This is a genomic window from Pseudomonas sp. HOU2, assembly GCF_040729435.1.
Classification (GTDB): Bacteria; Pseudomonadota; Gammaproteobacteria; order Pseudomonadales; family Pseudomonadaceae; genus Aquipseudomonas.
The window spans coordinates 2,185,015-2,203,413 of sequence record NZ_CP160398.1 but is presented as its reverse complement, the minus strand read 5'-3'; the positions used below and the strand labels follow the sequence as shown (position 1 = coordinate 2,203,413).

Here is an 18,399-nt window from a genome sequence, read left to right as displayed (position 1 = left end):
CAAAACTATTCATTTGCTCGCCACACTCTTGTGAAGTTGTGAAAACCCGTTTTTTTCACGCTCTTTTGAAGACGTGAACCTCAAAAAGGGCTGTCCAGGCCTGGCACCGTGCCCGCAAGGGCAAAACAACGCGGTGGCCGAGCGCATGACAGCTCTGCAGATTCGCGAAAAGCGGGTTTTTGCCGCAAGAACAGGCAAGCGCGCCAGCTTCACTCGATCTGTGTGGGCGGCTCTCTGTGGGCGATTTGGAGTGCCAATGCCTGGGCATTGACGGTGTTGCGAGGCCCGATCAGGAGACGTCCTTATAATCGGGGGGAGATTGTATCGAAGAAATGCGGGCAGTTGGTCGAGTTTAATGACTTTTATTAGGCATCCGGTCAGATGCTCAACATCGCCTGCACCCGTGCACGGGGCTGCGACGGTATGACGCGGGCGCTGGCGGGCAATGGCTGGTGCAACCAGTTGAGGCGGATTTCTTCGATTTCCACCCAGCCGTCGCCCATCGGTTGCAGGCTGCACTGCTTGAATGCCTGGCAATGACCATGGCGATCGAGCAGGGCAAAGCTGCGATGCAGCGGGCGTGGAGCGAACAACGAGATCAGATATCGCATGGCCGAATACCTTGTTGGAGGGCTGGTTTGAAGCTTGGCAAGAGGCCGTGACGCCAAGGTGTATGGGCGGTGAATAATCTGTGACAGGAACCGTGTTCCCACGGGTTTGTCAGACATTGGAGTATTCACTGTCGAGTGCTGGTGACCCGCAGTGGCCCACCGCTATACTGCCGGCCTGTCTGTGCCTGATTCTGGAGAAAAGAGCATGTTGCAACGCCTGTTGTTCGGTTTGATCACTGTGACCAGTTTGACCCTGGTTGGCTGCGCCCACAGCCCGCAACAACTGAGCCCGGAACCAAAGCTGACCACGCAGCTGGCGCCGGTTGGTCATGGTCAGCAAGTGGTGGTGCGCGTGGTGGACGGTCGTCCGTCGCCAACCCTCGGCACCCGTGGCGGCCTGTACCCTGAAACTAGCGCGATCACCGTGCAGCGCGAGCAGATCCTGCCCAAGCTGCAGGCTCAGGCTGAAGCCGCCGTGCGTCTGCTCGGCTTCACCCCGACCAGCAACGCAATGAACGCGCCGCAACTGACCGTGACCCTGACCGAGCTGAAGTACCAGTCGCCCAAAGAAGGCATGTACGTGACCGAAGCCACCATCGGCGCGACCTTCCGTTCCGACGTGCAGAGCGGCAACCGTCGCTACAGCGGCCGCTACGGTGCTTCGCTGGACCAGCGTTTCGGCATGGCGCCGAATCAGGAAACCAATACCAAACTGGTCAGCGACGTGTTGAGCGATGCCCTGACCCGTCTGTTCAAGGACCCGACCGTGGGTCAGATCCTCGCCGAGTAAGCTTTGCGGCTGACGTGAAAAAGCCCGGTGCCAGTGATGGCCCGGGCTTTTTCATGTCTGCAGTTTCCCCTGTAGGAGCTGCCGAAGGCTGCGATCTTTTGACTTTGATTTTTAAAAACAAGATCAAAAGATCGCAGCCTTCGGCAGCTCCTACAGGGGGGGGCGATGTGGGTCAGGCGGCTTGGGAGTAGAAGTCGAGCACGCTTACGCCCGTCAGCAGATCGGTTTCCGGCAAATCCGCATGCTGATGCCCGCCGAGGGCGCAATACACCAGCCAGTGGCGATCCTGCACATTGAAGGCAAGGCTGCCGACAAGGCTTTGTTGTTCGTCGGTCGGGGTGATGAGGTACAGACGGTCCTGGTTTTCGGCGTGCAGCATGTCGCGTTCCATGTGTGTTTCGAGGCGCGCATGGTGGCCGATGTAAATGACGAAGCCGTGACACAGGACAGCCATCGGTCGATTGTCAGGTTATTTGTCGTAAAGGGTAGGGGAGTGCAGGCGTGTTTCGGTAGAATCCGCGCCGCAGTCGTCGATCGGGCGTCTGCCACACCGATTCAGTTCCGAGGTCTGTGATGTCGCTGCACTTGATGACGCTGTTTACTGCCCATCCCGCCAAATTGATCAACCTGCTGGCGCTGGCCCTGGCCTTCCCGGGCAGTTGGCTGCTGCACGCGACCCGCCGTCGTGAACTACGCGCCATGGCCAGCATCGCCGCTCAACGCCAGGCCCAGCCCAACGCCGAACCGATTCTGGATTGGGCGACGTTGCGCATGAACCGCTTTTTCTACCGCTTCGGCTTTGCCTGCCTCGGGCTGGCCCTGATCGTTTCCTGGATCAGCACGCGCTTCTGAATCTGATGCGCAATTTTGTGGCGAGGGAGCTTGCTCCCGCTGAGTGCGTAGCGCTCACAAAAACTTGGGGCCGCTGCGCAGCCCAGCGGGAGCAAGCTCCCTCGCCACAGTGTGATTTGCCAAAAGGTTTTACAACGGCAACCCAGCCTTCACCCGGTACTGATTGCGCACCGGCGTCGCATATTGCAGCACCAGATACGGACGGTGCTCCTGCGGGCAGGCGTCCAGTCGGCGCTGCCATTCTTCTTGTGCCTTGGCCAGTTCATCAGCCGGGAACAGCTCGACAGCCTTCGGCACGTTCAATTGCGGATCGGCATCGGCCCACATCGCATACGCCAGGTAATGCACCGGGAACAGGCGATATCCGCCGAGAATCTGCTTGTCCATCTCGACCGCCAATTGCTTGGTGTCTTCGAACAGCTCGCTGATCGGCGCGGCGAAGTTCACGTGCACCCGGCCCTTGTAGCCGGTAATGCCCTTGGCGATGCTCACGTCATCCTCGCCCGGCGCCTTGGCGTAAGTGCCGGTGGTAGCGCGGATGTACAGCTCGCGGGCCTTGGCCTGGTCGCACGGGTCGTATTCGTAGCTGATCGACACCGGCGTCAGGTTCAGCGACTGAATGACTTCGCCAAACGGCTCGTCCTTGCGGCTCATGTGAAACATCTTGAGGATTGCCGACTCGGTACGGTCGTCGCCGTCCTTGGCCCGGCCCTCGGCCTGAGCGATCCAGATCGAAGCGCAATCGTTGCGGATCGAGTGGTTGATGTACGCCGACAGCAACTGATACGCGGCCATTTTCTCGCGGCGCCCGGTGATCGAGCGGTGCACGATAAAGCTCTTGTTCAGGCGCATCAGATCGCTGACAAACGGCTTTTGCAGCAGGTTGTCGCCAATCGCGATACGCGGGGTCGGCAGGCCGGCGTGGTACACCGCGTAGTTGACGAAGGCCGGGTCCATCACGATGTCGCGGTGGTTGGCGATGAACAGGTAGGCGCTGCCGGACTTGAATTGCTCGACACCGGTGTAGGTCACGCCATCAGTGGCGCGCTCGATGGTGTGGTCGACGTAGAACTCGACTTTGTCCTGCAAAGTGGCCACGGAGGTCACGTCGGCAAACTCACGACGCAGCCGATGGGCTATAAGTGGTTTGAGCATCCAGCCGAAGGCACCGGCAAAACGCGGGAAGCGGAAGTGGGTGAGGATATCTAGAAACGCCTTGTCGCCGAGCAGTCTTGCCAGTACCGCAGGTACTTCGCTGTCGTCGTAAGGTCGGATGGCATCGAATTCGCCCATCATGCTCTCTTGTTGGAAACGGCTAGGGTAAGTAAAGGTTTTGATCGAAAACCCGCGGGGCACGGTCTGAAAAGGTAGCCAGACAAAAATAGCCCTGCAAATAGACCGGCGATTATACGCACAAGTCACCTGGGAGACCGCGATGCTGGAAAGCGCACTGTATGAATGTCCGTATTGTGGTGAAGAGGTCGAGACGACAGTGGACCTGTCCGCAGGCGATCAGACCTACATCGAGGACTGTCAGGTGTGTTGTCGACCGATCACGTTTGTCTTGCAGGTGCATGGCGAGGATTGGTTTCTGGAAGTCTTCAGCGAAAACGAGTGAGGGGCGCGCATGCAGCGAATCTACGAGCCGGAAAACCTGATGGAAGGCGAGATGCTCAAGGGCATGCTCGCCAGCGAGGGCATCGAGGCGCATCTGGTGGGCCGCGATCTGCTCGGCGGCACCGGTGAATTGCCGATTTTCGGCCTGCTCGGGCTGTCGGTCGATAACGATCAGGCCGAGTACGCCCGCGAGCTGATCACCGCGTACAATGCCGCCCTGCCGCTGCCCGGCGATGAACCGGAGAGCTTCCCCGGCACGCTGGTCTGTTAGGCTGACGTTCGTTTTACTTTTGAGTCGTGTTGCCCCATGTGTGGACGTTATGCCCTGTTTCGCTGGAACCGCGATTTTGCGGCCCTGCCCGGATTTCCTGCCGATCAGCAGGCGCAGTGGAACATTTCCCCCAATGATTCGGTGTTGATGCTGCGTGCCGAGGCCGACGGCCAACGCACGCTGGCCCGCGCCCGCTGGGGCCTGACGCCGCCTTGGCTGACCGATCTGTCGCGAACCCCGGCGCATGCCCGGGCCGAAACCGTGGCCGAACAGCCGATGTTTCGCGAGGCGCTGCGCCTGCGCCGCTGCCTGCTGCCGGCCAACGGTTTCTACGAATGGCGCGGCAACCTGCGCAAGCGTCCGTACTGGTTGACGCCGGGGGAGGGTTCGTCGCTGTTTTTCGCGGCGATCTGGGAGGCGTATCCGGTGCAGGAGCAAGTGTGGCTGAGCACCGCCGTCATCACGCAGCCGGCGGCCAGTCAGCGCCGACCGTTGATTCTCGATGAGGCGGGGCAGGCGGCCTGGCTCGATCCTGCGACGCCGTTGCATGTGCTGCAGGGTTTGCTCGCCAGTGAGCCGGCCGCGTTGCGCGAGCGGGTGCTGGCGAATCTGGTGAATGATCCGAAGCTCAATGGGCCGGAGTGTCTGACCCCGGGTTAAGTCAAAAGCCCCTCACCCTAACCCTCTCCCAGAGGGAGAGGGGACTGACCGAGCTGTCTCCCGTCATACATCGACCTGAAATAACCAGTCGATTATGGATTCAAAGCTGAGCGTTCAAGTCGGAGTATTTCGTCAATATCCCCCAGTCAGTCCCCTCTCCCTCTGGGAGAGGGTTAGGGTGAGGGGCTTTTCGCTTTTCAGACCTTGAACTGATTGATCAACCGCCGCTGCTGCTCCGCCAGTTTGGTCAGGCCGGCACTCGCCGAACTCGACTCATCCGCACCGCCCGCCACTTCATTCGCCACCTGACCGATATTGATCACGTTGCGGTTGATGTCATCCGCCACCGCGCTCTGCTCCTCCGCCGCACTGGCGATCTGCGTGTTCATGTCATTGATCACCGACACCGCCTGGGTAATCGTCTCCAGCGCCTCGGCGGCTTTCGCCGCGTGCTGCACACTTTCGTCGGTGCGGTTCTGGCTGTCTTCCATGACCCGCACCACATCGCGGGTGCCCTGTTGCAGTTGCTGGATCATGCTCTGGATTTCTTCGGTGGCCTTCTGGGTTTTCTGCGCCAGATTGCGCACTTCGTCCGCCACCACGGCAAAGCCGCGCCCCTGTTCGCCGGCCCGCGCTGCTTCGATCGCCGCGTTCAACGCCAGCAGGTTGGTCTGCTCGGCGATCCCGCGAATCGCGGTGAGGATCGCATTGATGTTTTCACTGTCCTTGGCCAGCGTCTGCACCACCTCCACGGCCTTGCCGATTTCCACCGCCAGCACACCAATCGAATTCGAGGTGTCACGGACAATCTGCATGCCCTGACCGGCGGCCTGATCCGCATGGCTGGCGGCTTGCGCAGCCTGAGTGGCGTTGCGCGCCACGTCTTGCGCGGTGGCGGTCATTTCCTGCACCGCGGTAGCGACCTGATCGATCTCGGCCATCTGTTTCTGAATGCCGATGTTGGTGCGAATCGCGATGTCGGCAGTGTGTTCGGAGGAATCGCTGACGCTCTGCACCGACGTCACCACCTGCGTGATCATCGCCTGCAATTTGGCGAGGAAGGTGTTGAAGCCTTTGGCAATCGAGCCCAGCTCATCGCTGCGATCACTGCTCAAGCGGCGGGTCAGATCGCCTTCACCTTTGGCAATGTCATCGAGCATGGCGACCATCTGCTTCAGTGGTCGGGCGATGCCATGGCCTACCAGCCAAATCACCAGCAGGCCGATGGCGGCGATGATCAAGCCGACCATGGCCATGCCGAAGGTGTCGGACTTGCGTTGTGCATCAAGGTCGGCCTGCAGTTTCTGCAGATCCGCCATCACTGCGTTCAGCGGCAGTTGCAGCATCAGGGTCCAGCGCGCGTCGGTCTGGCCGATGCCGAACGGCAGGTACAGCTCGATGCGGCCCTTGTCCATGTTGACGGAGTAGGTGACTTCGCCACGTTTGAGATTGGCCATGTTGGCAATCTGCTCGGCGTCGAGAATGTCGCTGACCTTCTCGCCGAATTTGCTCGGATCCTGGGTGTAGGCGACGATCCGGCCGTTGCCGCCGATCAGGGCCATTTGCCCGGCACCGCCGTACAACTTCTGGTTGGCAGCGAGGAGCATTTCCTGGATGAAGTTCACCGACAGGTCGGCGCCGACGATGCCCTGGAACGCGCCGTTGAGCATGATCGGTTCAATGAACGAGGCGAGCATCACGACCTTGTCGCCGACTTTGTACGGCGCCGGATCGATCACGCAGGATTTCTTGCTCTCTTTCGAGCACAGGTAGTACTCGCTGGCGCGCACGCCGGTGGACAGGACTTTCTGGTCGTCGACGTCCACCAGTTTGTCCAGGCCCAGGGTGCCGTCGTCATTGCGGAACCACCAGGGCAGGAAGCGCCCGTTGGCGGCATCGATGCCGACTACGCTGGTGCCGATGTAGGCGGCGTCATTGTGGTCCAGGGCGTTTTTTTCCCAACCGATGTAGGTGCCGAGAATCTTCGGGTTCTTCTCGACGTTTTCCTTGATCAGGCTGATCAATTGCTCACGGCTGACGCTCAGTTTTGGCTGGCCGTCGGCGCCCGGTGTGCCGAGCAGCGCATTGACCCGCACCAGCCCCCCGGCAATCAGCAGCGGTGCTTCGAGTTCGCGCTGGATCTGGCTGACCTGGGTCTGCGCCAGCGAGGTCAGGCGTTGTTCGATGACTTGTTCGAACTGCGCCTGGGTGCGCTGTTGCACCATGTCCTGGGTGCGGGCACCGGAAAACAGCGCGTACAGCACCAGCGCGGCAACCACGCTGAGCACGATGGCGCCGGCCAGGGCGGCGACGGAAAACTGGATCGACTTGAACTTCATGGGAGCTCCGCACGCAAGAGGACGTCTGCGCTGTTGTATCGGCAGCAGGCATTGCGCCATGAGTGGCGAGCGGAATATTGGGCGGGCGATGTCGCAAATGGATCAGTGCGCGACGCAGTGGCAGCGGGTCTGCCGGTTGCTGTGAATTTTTTACGACAGCAGCGGTGGGAAACTTCCGAAAGACCCTGCAACACGTCTGTTGTATCTGGCGCCGATACAATTCACCCCCTAGGATACGCGGCAGGTTTTCAGGGAGCTTTTGAATGAACAAGACATTGGTTGTAAGTGCACTGAGCGCAGCGCTGTTGCTGGCCGGTTGTCAGTCGGTCAACACCACCAGCGGCGGAGCCGTCGGTGTGGAGCGCAAGCAGTACATGTTCAGCATGCTGTCCTCGCAAGAGGTCGACCAGATGTATGCCCAGTCCTATCAGAAGACCGTTGGCGAGGCGTCGAGCAAGGGCGTGCTGGACAAGACCAGCCCCGAGGCCAAACGGGTTCAGGCAATCGCCAACCGGCTGATCGCCCAGGCGCCGACCTTCCGCCCGGATGCGGCGCAATGGCAGTGGGAAGTCAACCTGATCAAGAGCGACGAACTCAACGCCAACTGCGGCCCTGGCGGCAAGATCATTTTCTACACCGGGCTGATCGACAGCCTGAAGCTGACCGACGATGAAATCGCGGCGGTCATGGGCCATGAAATCGCCCACGCCCTGCGCGAGCACGGTCGTGAAGCGATGTCCAAGGCTTATGGTATTGAAATGGCCAAGCAGGGCGCCGGTGCGTTGTTCGGTCTGGGTCAGGACAGCCTGGCGCTGGCCGACACCGTGGCCAACTACGGCATGACGCTGCCCAACAGCCGCGCCAATGAAAACGAAGCCGACCTGATCGGTCTGGAACTGGCCGCGCGCGCCGGCTACAACCCGAATGCTGCGATCACCTTGTGGAACAAGATGAGCAAGGCCTCGGAAGGTGCACCGCCGGAGTTCATGAGCACTCACCCGGCCTCGACCAGCCGCATCGCCTCGTTGCAGGCAGCGATTCCGAAAGTGATGCCGTTGTACGAGAAAGCGCCGAAGTCCTGATCAGAACCCAGGCAAGGCGAACCTGCTTTTGTGGCGAGGGAGCTTGCTCCCGCTGGGCTGCGAAGCGGCCCCAAACCCTACAATCACGGATTAACAGTTAACCCGTATTAGCAGGGTTTGCGACGGCTGCGCCGCCGAGCGGGAGCAAGCTCCCTCGCCACAGTTCAGTGTTACTTCAGGCTGGGTTTAAACCCAGCCACTGCTCTGCATCGCCTTGTACACCGCAACGATCGCTAGAATGAAGAACGCCGAAGCCGCCAGGCGACGGATCAAGGTCAGTGGCAATTTCTCCGCAGCAAAGTTACCGGCCAATACCACCGGCACGTTGGCAATCAACATGCCCGCCGTCGTCCCGATGATCACCAGCCACAGCTCCGGATATTGTGCCGCCAGCATCACCGTGGCGATCTGTGTCTTGTCACCGATTTCCGCCAGGAAGAATGCGATCAGCGTGGTCAGGAAGGGCCCGAACTTGCGTGCGGTGCTGGCTTCATCGTCGTCCATCTTGTCCGGGACCAGTGTCCACAGCGCAGTGGCGGTGAAGCTTGCGGCGAGAATCCAGTGCAGAACAGAATCGGAGAAGAAGCTGCCGAACCAGGCGCCTACCGCACCGGCTGCCGCGTGGTTGGCCAGGGTCGCGGCGACGATACCGGCGATGATCGGCCAGGGTTTGCGAAAGCGAGCGGCGAGAATCAGCGCGAGCAGTTGCGTCTTGTCGCCGATTTCGGCCAAGGCAACGATTGCGGTGGGAACGAGTAACGAGTCCAGCATCAGGATTTTCCTAAGGGGCGGGTCGACACGGCTATGACACGTACAGCCTTCCCGCCCCGGGTAAGGTGTGCGTGTCATAGGTCTTGTCAAACCCTGCGATCCGTCTGGTGCGGACGCTTGGGTCGCATACGCCATGATCTGAGGATCAAGTATGTTGACGTATGCCGGACGAGCTTGGCGCTCGTGGGAGACTACTCCCCTAGGACGGAGCGGATTCTGCCTAGGCAGAACCCATTCGGCAAGTGCTAATTTTCAGCCGCGCTTGGCCCGGTAAATCCGGAAACCATTGCCTTCGGCCTTGATCGCACACACGCCCAGATGCTCCTCGATCAGCGGCTGATACTTCAGGAAACTGTTCGCAACCAGGCGCAGTTCGCCACCGTTTTTCAGATGTTTGGCCGCTTTTCGCAGCAAGTTCTCGGTGGCGAAATAATCGGTATGCACCCCGACATGGAACGGCGGATTGCTCAGAATCGCGTTCAACCCCATCGGCGCGGCGTCGATGCCGTCACCGGTCAGCACCTCGGCTTCCAGACCGTTGGCCGCCAACGTCAGGCGGCTGCTGGCGGCGGCAAACGCATCGACGTCGAGCAGGGTCACCTGATTGTGTGGATAGCGCCGTTTGACCGCCGCGCCCAAAACACCGGCGCCACAGCCGAAGTCGAGCAGGTGGCCGCTCGGCAGTTTGTCCAGATGCTCCAGCAGCAGGGCGCTGCCGCGATCCAGTCGACCATGGCTGAACACGCCCGGCAGACTGATGACTTTCAACGGGCCTTCGGCCAGCGGCAGCTCATAAGTCTGCGCCAGGCTTTCCAGTGATTTGGCTTCAGGTGCGTTGGCCACAGTCACTTGCCACAGTTGGCAGTGGCGGGCGCTGTCGAGTTTGCGTGGTTTGCCGAACGGGTTGAGCTGCTTCGATGCACCCTCGATGCCGCTGCGCTTTTCCCCGACCAGAAACACCTCGCGCCCGGCCAGACGTGCGGCCACGGCGTTGAGGATGTAATCGGTCAGATCCTTGGACTTGGGCAAAAACACCACGGCGCTGTCGAACTCGCGCTCCGGCACGTTCACGCCGAAATGGCTGCGACCTTCGAAGCGCGCATCGAGGGCGGCCTGATCGCCGGCATGCCAGCACCAGCCGAATGCATTGGGCAGGCGCCCGAGCAGATCGTCGGCAGGCAAACCGGCCAACAGCAGCGAACCCTGAAATAATTCGGCCTGACGAAGCAGTACTTCACTGCGCGGATCCATAACTGCTCCTTAAAAAAAAGTGCCGCAGTTTATCAACTGACGACCCGCAGCGCTTCACCGCTGAAGAACGCCAGTGCGTTTTCGGTCAATTGGCCGACGATACGCTGCCGCGCTTCACGGCTGCCCCAGGCGTTGTGCGGGGTGACGATCAGCCGGGGAATATCGGCGGCGAGCAACGGATTGCCATTGACCGGCGGTTCCACGCTGAGCACATCGGTGGCCGCGCCGCCGAGGTGACCGTTGCGCAGGGCATCAGCCAGGGCCTGTTCGTCGATCAAGCCGCCACGGGCGGTGTTGACCACGAAGGCGCCGGGTTTCATCGCCGCCAGTTCGCGGGCACCGATGAAGTGTCGGGTGTGTTCATTGAGCGGGCAGTGCAGGGTCAGGGCGTCGATCTGCGGCAACAGTTCGTTTAGTGGCAGACGATCCGGGCGTGCCGGGCGGCCGGGTATCTGCCCGAGCAACACACGCATGCCAAACGCTTCGGCCAGCCGCGCGACCGCGCCGCCGAGCTCACCGTGACCAAGCAGGCCAAGGGTTTTGCCCTCCAGTTCGACAATCGGGTAGTCCAGCAGGCAGAACTGTCTGGCCTGCTGCCAGCGACCTTCGCCGACCGCTTTTTGATAATCCGCGAGGCGGGTGGCGAGGTTGAGCAGCAGCATGATCGTGTGCTGCGCCACCGAAGGCGTGCCGTAACCCTGACAGTTGCACACGGTGATGCCGTGGGCGCGAGCCGCGTCCAGATCGACGTTGTTGGTGCCGGTGGCGGTGATCAGGATCAGTTGCAGATCCGGGTTGGCGGCCATCGCGGCGGCATCGATGCGGATCTTGTTGGTGATCGCCACGCTGGCGCCGTGCAGGCGTTCGGCGACTTGTTCAGGGGCGGTCTGGGCGAACAGTTGCAGGTCGCTGAAGCAGGCGCGCAACGGGCTGAGGTCGAGATCGCCGAGATCCAGTGACGGGTGATCGAGGAATACGGCGCGGCGCGGGTTCGTCATCAACTGTACCTTTTGTGCTTGGAACGGAAGGCGTAATCTGCCGAGCCTACCAGATGAAACAATTGGTTACTCACAGCGCCCGCAATACCCTGTGGCGAGGAAGCTTGCTCCCGCTGGGCTGCGAAGCAGACCCAAACCCATTCACCGTATTGTGTCAGGCACACCGGTGTTTCAGGTTTTACGACTGCTGCGCAGCCGAGCGGGAGCAAGCTCCCTCGCCACAGGGTTTGAGCCAGTTGATGAATTGTTTTTACTCATTAAAGAGGAGCCCCCATGTACTGGACCGAATTCTTGACCGTTGCCCTGATCCACCTGCTGGCCGTGGCCAGCCCCGGCCCGGACTTTGCCGTGGTGGTGCGCGAGAGTGTGACCCATGGTCGTCGCGCCGGCACCTGGACCGCGCTGGGCGTGGGCACGGCGATTTTCCTGCACGTGGGTTATTCGCTGCTGGGCATCGGCCTGATCGTTTCGCAATCGATCGTGCTGTTCAACGCCTTGAAATGGGCTGCCGCCGCGTATCTGTTGTACATCGGCTTCAAGGCCTTGCGCGCGCAGCCGGCGAAAACCGTTACCGATGACCTGCACAAGGAAGCCGGTGTGCGCACCGCGCGCGGCGCCTTCACTTCTGGTTTCGTTACCAACGGCCTGAACCCGAAAGCCACGCTGTTCTTCCTGTCGCTGTTCACCGTGGTGATCAACCCGCACACGCCACTGGCGGTGCAGGCGGGTTACGGGGTTTACCTGGCCGTTGCGACCGCTTTCTGGTTCTGCCTGGTGGCGATGCTGTTCAGTCAGCAACGTGTACGTGCCGGTTTTGCCCGCATGGGCCATTGGTTCGACCGCACCATGGGCGCGGTGCTGATCGCTCTCGGCGTGAAAATCGCGTTTACCGAGATGCACTAAGAGCTGAAACCCGATCAAAACTGTGGGAGCGAGCTTGCTCGCGAAGGCGTCGGATCAGTCGATATCACAGGTGACTGGAAGATTGCTTTCGCGAGCAAGCTCGCTCCCACAGGGAGATGGGGAATTCCTACACGAGTTGGCTGAGTTTGCTCAGATTATTCAGGTAGTCGCGGGGGTTGTCCCCGAGCAAACGGCGAAACATCGCGCTGAACGCCCGCGCGCTACCGTAACCCAGGTCCCGCGCCACGCTTTGCACGCTGTCCCCGGCGAGCAGGCGCGGCAGGGCTTCCATCAGGCGCAGTTGCTGGCGCCAAGCGTTGAAACTCATCTTCAGTTGTCGCTGGAACAGCCGCGCCAGGGTGCGTGAGCTGGCGCCGACCTGCTGCGCCCAGTCTTCCAGAGTGTTGGGGTGATCCGGTGTGTGCAGCAACGCCAGACAGATGTTCTGCAGGCGCCGGTCAGTCGGCATCGGGATGTGCAGCGGCAGGTTTTCCAGGCTGGCCAGTTCTTCCAGCATCAACTGCTGGATCAGTGGATTGTCCGCATGCGGCGGCCCCTGCACGGCGCGCAGGATCAACTCGCGCAACAGCGGCGTTACTGCCAGCACGCAACACTGCTGGAGGCTGGCCGGCGAAAGCTCGGGGGCGATGAACAGCGAGCGCATCTGCACATCGCCAGACATGAAAATCTCGTGCGCGACTTGCGGCGGAATCCATACCGCGCGGCTCGGCGGAATCACCCAGGCACCGAGATCGGTGACCACCCGCATGATCCCTCTGACGGCATACAGCAACTGCGCCTCGCGGTGCAGGTGCAGCGGCTGGTGCGCGCCGTCCAGATAGTCCCGGGGATAGGCGCTCACCGGGCCGTGTTCGAAGTGGCTGATCAACATGTCGGATTCGATGACCTGGTTGGCAGGTATGCGCTTTTTCGCCAACTTAGCATAAAGCCGCTGACAACAATCCACCCATAACAAACGCAAGCGTGCCGCCATGAACCAATCCCGAAACGTCATCCGCTACGTCAACGCTGCCCATGTGATCGATCACATGTTCATGCTGATTTTCCCCGCCGCCGTGCTCGGCATGACCCAAGCCTTTGGCCTCGACTACGCCGCGCTGATCGGCCTGTCGCTGGGCGGCTTCATTGCCTTTGGCGCGTGTTCGCTACCGGCCGGCTGGCTGGGCGATCACTGGAGCCGGCGGCAGATGATGCTGGTGTTTTTCTTCGGTATCGGCGCCTCGGCGATTTTCACCGGGCTGAGCAGCAGCCCGACGATGCTGGTGATCGGGCTGACCCTGATCGGAATTTTCGCCGCGATCTACCACCCGGTGGGCACCGCGATGCTGGTGGCCTACGCGCAGAATCGCGGGCGGGAGATCGGCATCAATGGCATGTGGGGCAACCTCGGCGTGGCGTTTTCGGCGCTGATCACCGGTTTGCTGGTGGCGCAGTTCGGCTGGCGTTCGGCTTTCGTGTTACCGGGGATGGTGGCGATCGTGCTGGGCATCGGCTTTGCCTTGCAGGTGCGCGAAGAGCCAATTCCGCAGCGTCCGCATACTGCGCTCAAAGGCGCGGCCGGGCAGCGGATCTCAATGTTCATGGTATTCGGCGTGCTGGCGCTGGCGACGGCCACCGGTGGCGTGGTGTTCAACGCCACGACCATGACCTATCCGAAGCTGTTTCAGGAACGTCTGCATGACCTGTTCGCCTCGCCGCAAACCCTCGGCGTGGTGGTCAGCCTGGCGTATGCCTTCGGTGCAGTGGCGCAGTTGAGCATCGGCCAGGTATTGCACCGGGTCAGTCTGAAATGGCCGTTTCTGCTGTTGACGCTGTGTCAGGCGCCGCTGTTGTACGCCATGGCGTATGTCGATGGCTGGGCAGTGATCGTGCTCGGTGCGGCGTTCATGTTCGTGGTGTTCGGCCAGGTCACGGTGAATGACTCGATGGTCGCCAATTTCGTTGCGCCGCAGTGGCAATCGCGGGTCTTCGCCCTGCGTTACTGCCTGTCGTTCGGCGCCAGTGCGACAGCGATTCCGCTGATTGCCTACCTTGAACCGCGCCACGGTTTTGTTGGGCTTTATCTGGTGCTGGCAGGTTTTGGCGCGTTGACCTTCCTCGCGGCGCTGGTTTTCCCACGCACACCTTCCGAAGCGGCTGTAGGGCAAACCGCCTGATCCGCGCTGAATACCGGCAAATGCTGGCGCAAAGCTAGCATTTGTACGGCTGTGCAAATCATTCCTTCGGCTGATTTGACTGGGGTATAACGGCTCTAGAGTAACGCTCTCTACGCCAACACCGTGCAGCCAGAAAAGGGATTCATATGTTGCAGACTCGCGTCATTCCCCCGGCCGATGGGGCCTACCAGTATCCATTGCTGATCAAACGGCTGCTGATGTCCGGCGCCCGTTACGAGAAAACCCGCGAGATCATCTACCGAGACCAGTTGCGCTACAGCTATCCGACCCTGATCGAGCGGGTTGCGCGGCTGGCCAACGTATTGACGGCAGCCGGGGTGAAGGCGGGTGACACCGTGGCGGTGATGGACTGGGACAGCCATCGCTACCTCGAATGCATGTTTGCCATTCCGATGATCGGCGCGGTGATTCACACCATCAACGTGCGTCTGTCGCCGGAGCAGATCCTCTACACCATGAACCATGCCGAGGACCGCTTCGTGCTGGTCAACAGCGAGTTCGTCGGGCTGTATCAGGCCATCGCGCCGCACCTGACCACGGTAGAGAAAACCCTGCTGCTCACCGATCTGCCGGAGAAAACCGCCGAGCTGCCGAACCTGGTCGGCGAGTACGAGCAACTGCTGGCCGCCGCGAGTGCGCAGTACGACTTTCAGGATTTCGACGAAAACTCGGTTGCTACCACCTTCTATACCACGGGCACCACCGGCAACCCGAAAGGCGTGTACTTCACCCATCGGCAACTGGTGCTGCACACCATGGGCGTGTCGACGATCATGGGCGCGATCGACAGCGTACGCCTGCTCGGCACCAACGACGTGTACATGCCGATCACTCCGATGTTCCACGTGCATGCCTGGGGCTTGCCTTACGTGGCGACCATGCTTGGTCTCAAACAGGTTTATCCGGGGCGTTACGACCCTGAATTCCTCGTCGAGCTGTGGCGCAAGGAGAAGGTCACGTTCTCCCACTGCGTGCCGACCATCCTGCAGATGCTGCTCAACGCCAAAGGCGCGCAAGGCACTGATTTTGGCGGCTGGAAGATCGTCATCGGTGGCAGCGCGCTGAACCGCACGCTGTATGAAACCGCCAAGGCCCGGGGCATTCAGCTGACGGCGGCGTACGGCATGTCGGAAACCGGGCCACTGGTTTCCTGCGCCCACCTCAACGACGAGCTGATGGCCGGCACCGAAGATGAGCGCACCACTTACCGGATCAAGGCCGGTGTGCCGGGGCCGCTGGTGGAAGCGGCGATCGTCGATGGCGACGGCAACTTCCTGCCCGCCGATGGCGAAACCCAGGGCGAACTGGTGCTGCGCGCGCCATGGCTCACCGAAGGTTATTTCAACGAGCCGCAGAAGGGCGCCGAGCTCTGGGCCGGTGGCTGGCTGCACACCGGCGATGTGGCAACGCTCGACAGCATGGGCGTGATCGACATCCGCGACCGCATCAAGGATGTGATCAAAACCGGCGGTGAGTGGATCTCCTCGCTGGACCTCGAAGACCTGATCAGCCGCCACGCGGCGGTACGCGAAGTAGCAGTGGTGGGCATCGCCGATCCGCAGTGGGGCGAGCGGCCGTTTGCACTGCTGGTGATCCGCGAAGGGCACGCGATCGGCGCGCGCGAACTCAAGGAACACCTCAAGCCGTTCGTGGAATTGGGGCACCTGAGCAAGTGGGCGATTCCGAGTCAGATTGCCCTTGTTACGGAAATTCCCAAGACCAGTGTCGGCAAACTCGACAAGAAGCGCATTCGCCTCGACATCACCGAATGGCAGGCCAACAACAGCACCTTCCTCTCGACGCTCTGAGCGTCTGCTGGCGCGCCGAAACCGGCGCGCCAGACCCACCAAGCAAGCGCTTGGCTTGTGAAATCGAAAAAATCAGCCATCCTTGCCGGGCCGACATCTGTCGGACTGGCGAAAGGACTGTTCCAGAGTGGCCGGCAGTTGCAAATCACACTTTAGAGGGATCAAGCAGTACCCCCTGCTGGCTATAGTCCGCTCAAGGATTTTTAAGAACGGGGCACACGCACGAACAGGGGCGATGCAACTTTGGAGTGACGTCGGGTGGCTACTGGCTCCCGGTCTTCCAGGCGTTTTTAAAAGTACTCACTGCCATAACAATAATGCACATGGAGTAGCGTCGATGACATCAGTAAACCAGTTCTGGCGCCGGGCTAAACTGCCTCTGGCCGTCAGTCTTGCCTCTACGCTCGCCGGGCCCGCATTCGGCGTCAGTTTCAACGTCGGTGAAATCGAAGGTCAGTTCGACTCCTCGCTCTCCCTGGGCATGAGTATCTCGACTCAGCAGCCGAACAAGGACCTTATTGGTGTCAACAACGGCGGCAAGGGCCTGTCCCAGACCTCCGATAACGGCCACCTGAACTTCAAGAGCGGGCAAGCGTTCTCGAAGATCTTCAAGGGCATCCATGATCTCGAATTGAAATACGGCGACACCGGGGTCTTCGTCCGGGGCAAATACTGGTACGACTTCGCGCTGCAGAATCAGGACCTGGAATACAAAGACGTCAGCAACCACAACCGCGACGTCGCAGCGCGCTCCTCCGGCGGGCAGATCCTCGACGCCTTCGTTTACCACAACTACTCGATCGCCGATGAGCCGGGTTCGGTGCGTCTGGGCAAGCAGGTGGTGAACTGGGGTGAAAGTACCTTCATCGGCGGCGGCATCAACTCGATCAACCCAATCGACGTGTCTGCGTTCCGTCGTCCGGGTGCCGAGATCAAGGAAGGCCTGATCCCGGTCAACATGTTCTACGTGTCCCAGAGCATCACCGAAAACCTCTCGGCCGAAGGTTTCTACCAGATCGACTGGCAGAAGACCGTGACCGACAACTGCGGCACGTTCTTCTCGCAGCCGGACATCGTCACCACCGGTTGCGACGACAACCTGCGGGTGCTGAACAAGCGTTCGACCATTCCGGGCATTGCGCTCGGGCCGTTGGCCGCCGCCGGCGTGGATGTCAACGAAGAAGGCGTGCTGGTGCGCCGTTCGCCTAACCGCAATGCGCGCGACAGTGGGCAATGGGGCGTTTCCGCCAAGTACATGTTCGACCCGCTGGCCACCGAATTCGGCGCCTACTTCATGAACTACCACAGCCGTGCGCCGATCTTCAGCGCCACCGGCGCGCCACAACGTATCTATAACGGTGTGGCGGCATTGCCGGGGCCGTTCCAGGCGCTGGGGCCACTGGTCGTCGCAGGCAACTCGAACTACTTCATCGAATACCCTGAAGATATTCGCCTGTACGGTCTGAGCTTCTCCACCACCCTGCCTACCGGTACGGCGTGGAGCGGTGAGGTCAGCTACCGGCCGAATGCGCCGGTGCAGTTGAACTCCACCGACATTCTGTTCGCCGGCGTACGTCCGCTGGGTGGCGCGTTGACCAACGCGTCGATTCTCAACGGCGTGCCGGGCCAGGACCTGCACGGCTACAACCGCAAGGAAATCACCCAACTGCAAACCACCCTGACGCACTTCTTCGATCAGGTGATGGGCGCCAACCGTCTGACCCTGGTAGGTGAAGTCGGTGTGACCCATGTCGGTGGTCTGGAAAGCAAATCCGAAGCCCGTTACGGCCGCGACCCGGTGTTCGGCCCGGGTGAGCTGCCTGCCACGGGTGGTCTCAATACCTGCTCGCAGATCCTCAACAACTCCACCGTCAACGGTGCCGGTCCAGGGGCTTCGCGCGATAACGTTTCCAGCAACTGCAACAACGACGGTTTCACCACGGCCACCTCATGGGGCTATCGCGCTCGGGCCATCTGGGATTACAGCGACGTGTTCGCCGGTGTGAACCTCAAGCCGAACGTGGCCTGGTCGCATGACGTGAAAGGTTACTCGCCAGGTCCTGGCGGCAACTTCGAGGAAGGTCGCAAGGCCATCAGCCTCGGTCTCGATGCCGAATACCAGAACACCTACACCGCAAGCCTGGCCTACACCAACTTCTTTGGCGGCGACTACACGACCGTGGACGATCGTGACTTCGTGGCCTTGAGCGTCGGCGTGAACTTCTAAGCACAGTTTTTTCAGGACGAA

18 protein-coding genes and 1 riboswitch are annotated in these 18,399 nt (G+C 60.8%); of the genes, 10 read left to right on the top strand and 8 right to left on the bottom strand.

What is annotated here, in order from left to right:
• Positions 1-377 precede the first annotated feature (377 nt).
• Positions 378-611: a hypothetical protein gene (locus ABV589_RS09830; protein ID WP_329699232.1), complete on the bottom strand. Its 234-nt coding sequence runs from the start codon at positions 609-611 to the stop codon at positions 378-380.
• A gap of 205 nt (positions 612-816) precedes the next feature.
• Between ABV589_RS09830 and ABV589_RS09825 the strand changes: the two genes are divergently transcribed.
• The gene (locus ABV589_RS09825; protein WP_025109324.1) at positions 817-1,401 is read left to right on the top strand and encodes a YajG family lipoprotein; all 585 of its coding nucleotides are present in this window, start codon (positions 817-819) and stop codon (positions 1,399-1,401) included.
• Positions 1,402-1,573: 172 nt separating this feature from the next.
• On the opposite strand, the gene ABV589_RS09820 is transcribed toward ABV589_RS09825, so the two are convergent.
• Positions 1,574-1,780: a hypothetical protein gene (locus ABV589_RS09820; protein ID WP_027612213.1), complete on the bottom strand. Its 207-nt coding sequence runs from the start codon at positions 1,778-1,780 to the stop codon at positions 1,574-1,576.
• A 194-nt stretch (positions 1,781-1,974) separates the two neighbouring features.
• Between ABV589_RS09820 and ABV589_RS09815 the strand changes: the two genes are divergently transcribed.
• A complete protein-coding gene (locus ABV589_RS09815) occupies positions 1,975-2,253 on the top strand; it encodes a hypothetical protein (protein ID WP_367085693.1) in 279 nt (92 codons plus the stop codon).
• Between the two features lie 129 nt (positions 2,254-2,382).
• On the opposite strand, the gene ABV589_RS09810 is transcribed toward ABV589_RS09815, so the two are convergent.
• The gene (locus ABV589_RS09810) at positions 2,383-3,549 is read right to left on the bottom strand and encodes a 1-acyl-sn-glycerol-3-phosphate acyltransferase (protein WP_367085692.1); all 1,167 of its coding nucleotides are present in this window, start codon (positions 3,547-3,549) and stop codon (positions 2,383-2,385) included.
• A 139-nt stretch (positions 3,550-3,688) separates the two neighbouring features.
• Here ABV589_RS09810 and ABV589_RS09805 point away from each other — a divergent pair, with 139 nt between their 5' ends.
• The 3 genes from ABV589_RS09805 to ABV589_RS09795 are packed head-to-tail and all read left to right on the top strand — an operon-like array spanning position 3,689 to position 4,801.
• Positions 3,689-3,871 carry a CPXCG motif-containing cysteine-rich protein gene (locus ABV589_RS09805; RefSeq protein WP_096797159.1) on the top strand — a complete coding sequence of 61 codons (183 nt, stop codon included), beginning with the start codon at positions 3,689-3,691 and terminating at the stop codon, positions 3,869-3,871.
• Between the two features lie 9 nt (positions 3,872-3,880).
• Positions 3,881-4,141, top strand: a complete 261-nt coding sequence (locus tag ABV589_RS09800; protein ID WP_025109321.1) for a DUF2007 domain-containing protein — start codon at positions 3,881-3,883, stop codon at positions 4,139-4,141.
• A gap of 36 nt (positions 4,142-4,177) precedes the next feature.
• Positions 4,178-4,801: an SOS response-associated peptidase gene (locus ABV589_RS09795; RefSeq protein WP_007967716.1), complete on the top strand. Its 624-nt coding sequence runs from the start codon at positions 4,178-4,180 to the stop codon at positions 4,799-4,801.
• Positions 4,802-4,998: 197 nt separating this feature from the next.
• Here ABV589_RS09795 and ABV589_RS09790 read toward each other — a convergent pair whose 3' ends face one another.
• Positions 4,999-7,140 carry a methyl-accepting chemotaxis protein gene (locus ABV589_RS09790; RefSeq protein ID WP_367085691.1) on the bottom strand — a complete coding sequence of 714 codons (2,142 nt, stop codon included), beginning with the start codon at positions 7,138-7,140 and terminating at the stop codon, positions 4,999-5,001.
• Between the two features lie 263 nt (positions 7,141-7,403).
• Here ABV589_RS09790 and ABV589_RS09785 point away from each other — a divergent pair, with 263 nt between their 5' ends.
• Positions 7,404-8,222: a M48 family metallopeptidase gene (locus ABV589_RS09785; RefSeq protein ID WP_367085690.1), complete on the top strand. Its 819-nt coding sequence runs from the start codon at positions 7,404-7,406 to the stop codon at positions 8,220-8,222.
• A gap of 186 nt (positions 8,223-8,408) precedes the next feature.
• Here the strand turns inward: ABV589_RS09785 and ABV589_RS09780 are convergent, their stop codons facing one another.
• The 3 genes from ABV589_RS09780 to ABV589_RS09770 form a co-directional block, all read right to left on the bottom strand.
• Positions 8,409-8,993, bottom strand: a complete 585-nt coding sequence (locus tag ABV589_RS09780) for a TMEM165/GDT1 family protein (RefSeq protein WP_007967721.1) — start codon at positions 8,991-8,993, stop codon at positions 8,409-8,411.
• A gap of 89 nt (positions 8,994-9,082) precedes the next feature.
• A riboswitch (yybP-ykoY riboswitch) is annotated at positions 9,083-9,205 on the bottom strand.
• Between the two features lie 40 nt (positions 9,206-9,245).
• Positions 9,246-10,244 carry a class I SAM-dependent methyltransferase gene (locus ABV589_RS09775; protein ID WP_108592724.1) on the bottom strand — a complete coding sequence of 333 codons (999 nt, stop codon included), beginning with the start codon at positions 10,242-10,244 and terminating at the stop codon, positions 9,246-9,248.
• 32 nt (positions 10,245-10,276) lie between these two features.
• On the bottom strand, positions 10,277-11,242 hold the full coding sequence (locus tag ABV589_RS09770) for a 2-hydroxyacid dehydrogenase (RefSeq protein ID WP_367085689.1): 966 nt from the start codon (positions 11,240-11,242) through the stop codon (positions 10,277-10,279).
• Positions 11,243-11,515: 273 nt separating this feature from the next.
• Between ABV589_RS09770 and ABV589_RS09765 the strand changes: the two genes are divergently transcribed.
• Positions 11,516-12,145, top strand: a complete 630-nt coding sequence (locus ABV589_RS09765) for a LysE family transporter (protein ID WP_027612203.1) — start codon at positions 11,516-11,518, stop codon at positions 12,143-12,145.
• Positions 12,146-12,272: 127 nt separating this feature from the next.
• Here ABV589_RS09765 and ABV589_RS09760 read toward each other — a convergent pair whose 3' ends face one another.
• Positions 12,273-13,037 carry a helix-turn-helix transcriptional regulator gene (locus tag ABV589_RS09760; RefSeq protein ID WP_367085688.1) on the bottom strand — a complete coding sequence of 255 codons (765 nt, stop codon included), beginning with the start codon at positions 13,035-13,037 and terminating at the stop codon, positions 12,273-12,275.
• Between the two features lie 100 nt (positions 13,038-13,137).
• Between ABV589_RS09760 and ABV589_RS09755 the strand changes: the two genes are divergently transcribed.
• The 3 genes from ABV589_RS09755 (at position 13,138) to ABV589_RS09745 (ending at position 18,378) form a co-directional block, all read left to right on the top strand.
• Complete coding sequence (locus ABV589_RS09755) at positions 13,138-14,322, top strand: MFS transporter (RefSeq protein ID WP_367085687.1); 1,185 nt, start codon at positions 13,138-13,140, stop codon at positions 14,320-14,322.
• Between the two features lie 146 nt (positions 14,323-14,468).
• Complete coding sequence (locus ABV589_RS09750; RefSeq protein WP_367085686.1) at positions 14,469-16,151, top strand: fatty acid--CoA ligase; 1,683 nt, start codon at positions 14,469-14,471, stop codon at positions 16,149-16,151.
• Between the two features lie 337 nt (positions 16,152-16,488).
• Positions 16,489-18,378 carry a DUF1302 domain-containing protein gene (locus ABV589_RS09745; protein ID WP_007961832.1) on the top strand — a complete coding sequence of 630 codons (1,890 nt, stop codon included), beginning with the start codon at positions 16,489-16,491 and terminating at the stop codon, positions 18,376-18,378.
• Positions 18,379-18,399 lie beyond the last annotated feature (21 nt).

Excerpts from the sequence above, each read along its gene's own strand:
- ABV589_RS09830 (WP_329699232.1), bottom strand. The coding sequence starts at position 611 with ATGCGATATCTGATCTCGTTGTTCGCTCCACGCCCGCTGCATCGCAGC.
- ABV589_RS09825 (WP_025109324.1), top strand. The coding sequence starts at position 817 with ATGTTGCAACGCCTGTTGTTCGGTTTGATCACTGTGACCAGTTTGACC.
- ABV589_RS09820 (WP_027612213.1), bottom strand. The coding sequence starts at position 1,780 with ATGCTGCACGCCGAAAACCAGGACCGTCTGTACCTCATCACCCCGACC.
- ABV589_RS09815 (WP_367085693.1), top strand. The coding sequence starts at position 1,975 with ATGTCGCTGCACTTGATGACGCTGTTTACTGCCCATCCCGCCAAATTG.
- ABV589_RS09810 (WP_367085692.1), bottom strand. The coding sequence starts at position 3,549 with ATGATGGGCGAATTCGATGCCATCCGACCTTACGACGACAGCGAAGTA.
- ABV589_RS09805 (WP_096797159.1), top strand. The coding sequence starts at position 3,689 with ATGCTGGAAAGCGCACTGTATGAATGTCCGTATTGTGGTGAAGAGGTC.
- ABV589_RS09800 (WP_025109321.1), top strand. The coding sequence starts at position 3,881 with ATGCAGCGAATCTACGAGCCGGAAAACCTGATGGAAGGCGAGATGCTC.
- ABV589_RS09795 (WP_007967716.1), top strand. The coding sequence starts at position 4,178 with ATGTGTGGACGTTATGCCCTGTTTCGCTGGAACCGCGATTTTGCGGCC.
- ABV589_RS09790 (WP_367085691.1), bottom strand. The coding sequence starts at position 7,140 with ATGAAGTTCAAGTCGATCCAGTTTTCCGTCGCCGCCCTGGCCGGCGCC.
- ABV589_RS09785 (WP_367085690.1), top strand. The coding sequence starts at position 7,404 with ATGAACAAGACATTGGTTGTAAGTGCACTGAGCGCAGCGCTGTTGCTG.
- ABV589_RS09780 (WP_007967721.1), bottom strand. The coding sequence starts at position 8,993 with ATGCTGGACTCGTTACTCGTTCCCACCGCAATCGTTGCCTTGGCCGAA.
- ABV589_RS09775 (WP_108592724.1), bottom strand. The coding sequence starts at position 10,244 with ATGGATCCGCGCAGTGAAGTACTGCTTCGTCAGGCCGAATTATTTCAG.
- ABV589_RS09770 (WP_367085689.1), bottom strand. The coding sequence starts at position 11,242 with ATGACGAACCCGCGCCGCGCCGTATTCCTCGATCACCCGTCACTGGAT.
- ABV589_RS09765 (WP_027612203.1), top strand. The coding sequence starts at position 11,516 with ATGTACTGGACCGAATTCTTGACCGTTGCCCTGATCCACCTGCTGGCC.
- ABV589_RS09760 (WP_367085688.1), bottom strand. The coding sequence starts at position 13,037 with ATGTTGATCAGCCACTTCGAACACGGCCCGGTGAGCGCCTATCCCCGG.
- ABV589_RS09755 (WP_367085687.1), top strand. The coding sequence starts at position 13,138 with ATGAACCAATCCCGAAACGTCATCCGCTACGTCAACGCTGCCCATGTG.
- ABV589_RS09750 (WP_367085686.1), top strand. The coding sequence starts at position 14,469 with ATGTTGCAGACTCGCGTCATTCCCCCGGCCGATGGGGCCTACCAGTAT.
- ABV589_RS09745 (WP_007961832.1), top strand. The coding sequence starts at position 16,489 with ATGACATCAGTAAACCAGTTCTGGCGCCGGGCTAAACTGCCTCTGGCC.